Consider the following 3520-nt stretch of genomic DNA (forward strand, 5'->3'; position numbering starts at 1 on the left):
GCCGTATGGGAGCTTCGGCAATGGCGCGGCGATGCGGGTATCTCCGGCTGGCTTTCTTGCCAAATCCCTGGAAGAAGCCTGGGCCATGAGCGACCGGGTCACTCAGGTGACGCACAATCATCCGGAAGGGTTGAAGAGGGCGCGTGCGACGGTGACCGCGATCGTGCTGGCCCGGCAGGGAGCGAACGCAGAGGCCATCAGCAACGAGATTGCACAGCGATTCGGTTACGACATGGGTCGCTCGGTGGATGAAATCCGCCCCGGCTACCGGTTTGACGAAACCTGCCAGCGCACGGTACCGGAGGCGCTGATCTGCGCACTGGAAGCTGAGGGTTTCGAGGATGCGGTGCGCAATGCCGTCTCGCTGGGTGGTGATGCGGATACGCTGGCGGCGATCGCGGGCGCGGTGGCCGAGGCTCGGTTCGGCGTGCCCGAATCCATTGCCTCCAAGACCCAACGTCTGCTGCCAGCTGAAATACTCGACGTGCTGGATGAAATGTATGGAGGCTAAATCGATCCTCAGCCTTTGCAGCACTACCCGCCTCACCTGGGCCGTGAATGACCTAGAACAGTATCGCTCGACGGCATACGTTTATTTCATATATTTATTATTCTTATTATATATTGATGTTTCTTGTGCTATTATGATACCATGAAAAATGGTGAATATACCTTTTGGTATATATCTCAATGTGTTATAGCTATATTTTTTGGCTTATAGAATTTGCCTTCCAAACTTTTCTGTTGACACACAATGTTGCTATAGTTAAACTCTTGCCATCCGATACTGGATGGAATGATTAATTTATCCCACCCATTAGACCGAAAGAGAGATTTAATGGGATAAATACATGGCAGGATGCGACACAGCATCAGCACCGACCCGAAGACCCATTTCGGCCGGTGAAGAAAATGCCTGTATACACATGTGAATATGCGATGCAAAGCGCAGAAATGCATCGCAACTGGTTTGGTCATGGGTCGCCCCAACCAGAACAAAGTTTATCGACCCATTATGGGTCAATGATGGGTGGCGCGGGTTCCCTCGGAATTGCGCTCCACTGAAGTGACCACCATAGGTGAGCACTTGGGCCTGGGGCTGACAAAGTCGTCAGGCTTTTGACTGCAAGAAGACGCAGCAGCGCCGAATGCGCTGCTGCGATCGAAGAAGAGAAACGATGGACCTGCGCTGTCCAGTCGTTTCCCTGGATGGCCCATCGGACATCCGGTCATCAGCCAGCCTATTCGGCAATACCCCATTTTGGGTGCCGCCGGATCGGCCACCAACCGACACACTCGATGTCGGCTCGATATTACAAATGCTCGAAGCAATGTCCGAGCAATTTGTCTCTCTAGATGGCATTTGATTGCCATCCAGCAAGCGATCCTATGCCATATCAATGGCGTCGGTTCTAAGCATTTCTTATCCATCTGCTAATTTCGGAAATCGAAATTTTGGAGTTCAGTTAAATGAATGAGGAGAGATTGCTATTTGATAGTGTTATTTTTCAAGTTGCGCCCAGGCTAGTTATTGAAGACTGTGACATTGTTGCTATTCCATGTTCCAAAATTATTGGAGCAAATACATTCAATCTTACTAGCAGCAACAAGATGCGTTTCATTCAAGTGTTCCCCGCTCCCATCGCTATCAAGACCAGCGATGCTCGATATGAATTATTGCCACCTGCCGCCATATGGGAACCCAGGATAAACGGGACCTCTGCTAGCCATATCATTTGCACCCTTTTGCCTCAAACCTTAAAGCAGGAAATAATTATGATCATAAAGGATTTGATATTCACCATTTATAGCAATCATACATTCATTAAACGAAGGGAAATCTGGGATAAATGTAAATACAATAACCATACCAAAGAAGCTTTTGAGCGCGCATTTGGATACCCGCCAAACATGCAGGCGCTTCGAAAGATTCTTGGGCAGAACTTCTATGCCAAATCTCCCGAACGAACGATATCCACAAAAAACAGTAAATTAGATAAGGTAATTTCGAAGAATCACGAAAATTTTTATCTGGCCGAGCAGATCTGGGATCGATTTGCAAAGGATCGAGATATACCAAAATTCAGAGACTTGATATTAAATGCTCCTGACAGCCAACTTGCTCGAAGGGTTGAATGGCTTATCCATCAGTGCCTAGAAAACAACGACCTAGAGGCAACCTGGCAAAGGATTCAGAACAAATTGGCCAGCAAGGAAGGTGCATCCAATGAAAAATAATGAACCAATTCACCAGAAGTCGCGCATGAAATTGGGCTGATTTTTTTTCCCAAGTAACATCTCTGCAAGGAGAAAAAAGGCCATAGAAAAACTTTGCGCATTGATTCTTCCACCACCTAGATATGACGAGTTTGAAAGAGGTATCAGGTGGCTAACAGACATGTGTCAGAAGCATCCAAATAAACTGATGCAAGTGTTTGATTCCTTCCAGCAGCACGTGGAGCAAATCAGGGGGCTATGAATGTCAAATAATGCAACTAAAGCCATCCACCCAACCATCGTGGTTAGAAATGCAACAAACGTAGCCCAACAAATGCCAATCTCTGCTGGCGATCAGCAAGAGTTGGAGAAGCTTTGCTCATTTCTTCTCCCTCCTCCGGATGAGAAATGGATCCGTTGCGGTTTATACTGGATGGATCAGATGAATATTATTCAGGAGCTGATTCATTCGGAAAAAACACACTATCTAGAAAAACCAACCCGCCGAAGCATCTCCAAACCACATGGGCTGGGACGAGAATATCCGGTCTTTTATGCGGTGTGGAAATTCTCCACGGCCAATCACGCAAACGGAATCATGGTTGGGAAGCTATGCCTGATCTTCCTACGGAAGTGCCACGAAGTTCTCGGCCACAGCGACAAAATCACGCCCTCCACTTATTACTCTCATGTGCTCGCGCTCCGAGACACTTTGCTGTCGCTCGCTGATGGGGATGTATTATCTGGAAGCGACTCAACTATGGACAAGATTGTTAATTTCATCTTGAGGCAATTTCCGGAAATCGCCAATGAAGCCTGCGAGCAAGAAAAGATTGCCACTACAAAAGCTCGGGTTTGTCTCGCAATCTTGTCGGGCGAACTGAAAATTGGTGTCCCGCAAAAAAATCGTGGCCATTCCTCTTTTCAAGGCAAGACAAGAGGCCGTCGAATAACAGAACTAGTCCGATCCCAAGAAAGCGGAATGCCGGACAACATATCGGTTACAGTTTCGTTCTCTGATGATGAGGATGAGGAGGAACCGCGGGATCAACAATCTGGGGTGGCCAAAACCGTACAGCGGGAATCTCCCCGGTCTGGCTCGCGGCTTTCTCGCTCCGACGACCGCCGACAGCTTAGAACGCGTTTACAATCCATCGCGGCCCGGAATGTCCGAGCCATCACAGACCCTAACTGCCTGCACATTCCCGTTCTGGCATGGTTTCTCGGCCAGCTGATCCAAACTGATCGAACACTGTTTTGCTTCTGCTGGCTGTTAGTGACAACAGGCATCTCACCTGATCGC

At 48.3% G+C, this 3520-nt stretch carries 4 protein-coding genes; all 4 read left to right on the plus strand.

Translation table 11 applies throughout. The annotated features are described in order from the left end of the window. The coding region (locus D6694_07955) for an ADP-ribosylglycohydrolase family protein (protein ID RMH42442.1) at positions 1–511 on the plus strand (511 nt) is incomplete at its 5' end. A 667-nt stretch (positions 512–1178) separates the two neighbouring features. Continuing rightward, the gene (locus D6694_07960; protein ID RMH42443.1) at positions 1179–1367 is read left to right on the plus strand and encodes a hypothetical protein; all 189 of its coding nucleotides are present in this window, start codon (positions 1179–1181) and stop codon (positions 1365–1367) included. A 103-nt stretch (positions 1368–1470) separates the two neighbouring features. After that, positions 1471–2238 (plus strand): hypothetical protein, encoded by a 768-nt coding sequence (locus D6694_07965; protein ID RMH42444.1) that lies wholly within the window; start codon positions 1471–1473, stop codon positions 2236–2238. A 241-nt stretch (positions 2239–2479) separates the two neighbouring features. Continuing rightward, a partial coding sequence (locus D6694_07970; protein ID RMH42445.1) for a hypothetical protein occupies positions 2480–3520 on the plus strand: 1041 nt, incomplete at its 3' end.

This window comes from Gammaproteobacteria bacterium (genome assembly GCA_003696665.1).
GTDB lineage: Bacteria > Pseudomonadota > Gammaproteobacteria > Enterobacterales.